This window comes from Microvirga sp. 2TAF3, from assembly GCF_052114965.1.
Classification (GTDB): Bacteria; Pseudomonadota; Alphaproteobacteria; order Rhizobiales; family Beijerinckiaceae; genus Microvirga.
Genome location: NZ_JBFRFT010000043.1, coordinates 1 through 2,776 on the forward strand (window position 1 = coordinate 1; position 2,776 = coordinate 2,776).

Below are 2,776 nucleotides of genomic sequence, written 5' to 3' on the forward strand. Positions count from 1 at the left end.
CGCAAATGGCAGGACCAGTCCGGCGTCGAGAAGTACTCGACCGAGGTGGTGCTGCAGCGCTTCCGCGGTGAATTGACCATTCTCGACAGCCGCGGCTCCGGCGGGGCGTCGGAGTATGGCGACGAGGAGGGCGGCCAGATCAGCCGCGGTGGCGATTTCGGCCGGTCCTCGCCGATGGAGCGGCGTCCGGCCCCGGCTTCGAGCGGTGGCGGCAGCGGGGGTGGCTCGCGCTACGGCGATCTCGACGACGATATCCCGTTCTAGTCCATCCATCCCCGCCACATTCCGCGGCGCGGGCAGGGCGAGTACGTGATTGATTGCGGCGATGGACGCCGTGTCGGCGTCCATCGCCTTTCACGAACGGCTCGGCTTCAGGCCGGCTACCTATTTGGGAAAGCCGGGACTTTTGCTGCGGGCTAAACGATTACGAGCGGGGGCGGTCGTCTCCGGAACGGTTGTGACTTGACGATGCCGGTGCTGGTCTCCGCCTTGTCGGCAATGCGATCGAGAATTCCGTCGAGCTGCCCGATCGAGCGGACGAACAGGCGGACGACATAGCAATCGTCGCCCGTCACCTTGTCGCACTCGCTGACTTCGGGAATCTCCTCGATCAGCTTCTGGACGACATGCAGCTTGCCGGGCATGGGCCGGATGCGGACGATGGCCTGCAGCAGGTAGCCGAGGGCCCGCGGGTCGAGCTCGACGTTAAAGGCGCGAATCGCGCCGCGCTCTTCAAGGCGCCGCAACCGCTCCGATACGCATGGCCAGCGCCAAGAGGGCCTTGCCAACGCATGATCGGATCTTGTAACGTTACGTTATATAATCAACGAACCCCGATGCTGCCATCATGACCTTGACCCTGACCCTGCAGAATTTCTCTCGCCCGACCGCCTCGTCGCTCATCAAGCTCGTCTCGGCCGATGCCATGGGAACACAAGGTGACAATTATAGTATGCAGCCGGCTCTCAGCCCCGACGGCCGTTACGTCTTCTTCAGCAGCTATTCCGGAAATCTGGTCGGCAACGACACGCTCACGTACGGAGATCTCTTCCGCAAGGATCTGCTGACCGGGGCCATTACTCGCGCTGTGAGCACGCTAAGCGGTGGAGAGCCCCACGGCGAAAGTGGCTATAGCAGTGTGAGCGCCAACGGGAACTATCTCGTGTTCAGCAGCACCGCAAATGATTTGACGGAAGGCGGCACTGCCGGTCTCCGCTATCAGATCTATGTGAAGAATTTGACGACCGGCGCGATCACCCTGGCCTCGACCGTCGACGGCTTGGAGGGCAATGAAAACAGCTATCGAGGCCAGATCAGCAATGACGGGCGTTATGTCCTGTTCGATGGCCGGGCAACGAATCTCGTCAAAGGGGACACGAACGGCTCCTGGGACGTCTTCGTCAAGGACCTCGATACCGGCACGATCCGCCGTGTCTCGACGAGCTCCACGGATGCACAGGGCAACGGCGACAGTTTGCGCGCTCAGCTCACCGCCGATGGCCGCCATGCCTTGTTCGACAGCTCGGCCAGCAATCTCGTCGACAATGACACGAACGGACATTCCGATATCTTCCTCAAGGATCTGCAATCCGGCGAGGTTACCCGTGTCTCGACGGGAAGCGGCGACCAGGAGGCGAACGGCGCGAGTTATTATGGGAATCTCAGCGCCAACGGCCGTTACGTCGTGTTCTCCAGCACGGCCAGCAACCTCGTCGATGGCGATACCAACGGCAAGGTCGATATTTTTCGGAAGGATCTTCTGACGGGGAAGATCGTCCGGGTTTCAACGGCTTCGGATGGCGCCCAATCCACGGGGGAGCGATGCGACGATCCAAAGATCAGCGCTGACGGGCGGTATGTCGCCTTCCACAGCGATGCGAGTGACCTCGTGCCGGGGGACAGCAACGGCAAGCAGGACGTCTTCGTCAAGGATATGGTGACAGGCAGGATCACGCGCGTGTCGGCGTCGACCGCCGATGGTGATGATGACAGCGGTTCCGACGGTTTCGCGATTACGCCCGATGGGCGGCACGTCATATTCAGCAGCTATGCGAGCAATCTCGTCGCCGGGGATACGAACAACGACGGTGATATCTTCTCCGTCGACATGGCGCTGATGGAGCAGGCGGATGCGATCCGCGCAGGGCGCTATGTCGAGGCTAAGCTCGGCGTTGGCAATGCCTCTTCCGTCGGCCTCGACTGGGGAGACGGCACCGTCGATACCCTGATCCCGACCGGTGGCAGCGCCGCCTTCAACCATGTCTACGTGACGACCGGCCTCAAAGCGGCGCTTGCGACGGTGAGGGAGGGCAGCCAGTCCTGGATCGTACCCTATCTCGTCGATCTTTCCACCGGCACCATGAGCCGCAACAGCGCCAAGGCGGATACCCTCTCCGGCGGCGCTGCGGCGGACAAATTGTACGGGGATTCCACGTCCAACGTCCTCATCGGGAATGCCGGCAACGACGTTCTCTCAGGAGGTCTCGGGAATGACACGCTCAAAGGCGGGCTCGGCAATGACGTGCTCACCGGCGGCGCGGGCAAGGACATCTTCGTGTTCGACACCAAGCCGAACAAGAAGAGCAATTTCGACAAGATCGCCGACTTTTCCGTCAAGGACGATACGMTCTGGCTCGACAACGCCGTCTTCAAGAAGCTCGGCAAGGGCACGGAACTGAAGCCGGGCAAGCTGAACAAGGGCTTCTTCACCATCGGCGACAAGGCCAAGGACAAGAACGATTACCTGATCTACGACGCCAAGAAGGGCGTGCTGTAT

3 pseudogenes are annotated in these 2,776 nt (G+C 61.3%); 2 read left to right on the forward strand and 1 reads right to left on the reverse strand.

Going from position 1 to position 2,776, the window contains the following annotated elements:
* Positions 1–264: pseudogene (locus tag AB4Y97_RS20820) on the forward strand (single-stranded DNA-binding protein); the annotation flags it as partial.
* A 152-nt stretch (positions 265–416) separates the two neighbouring features.
* Here AB4Y97_RS20820 and AB4Y97_RS20825 read toward each other — a convergent pair.
* Positions 417–764: pseudogene (locus AB4Y97_RS20825) on the reverse strand (Lrp/AsnC family transcriptional regulator); the annotation flags it as partial.
* A gap of 83 nt (positions 765–847) precedes the next feature.
* Here AB4Y97_RS20825 and AB4Y97_RS20830 point away from each other — a divergent pair.
* A pseudogene (locus AB4Y97_RS20830) lies at positions 848–2,776 on the forward strand (hypothetical protein); the annotation flags it as partial.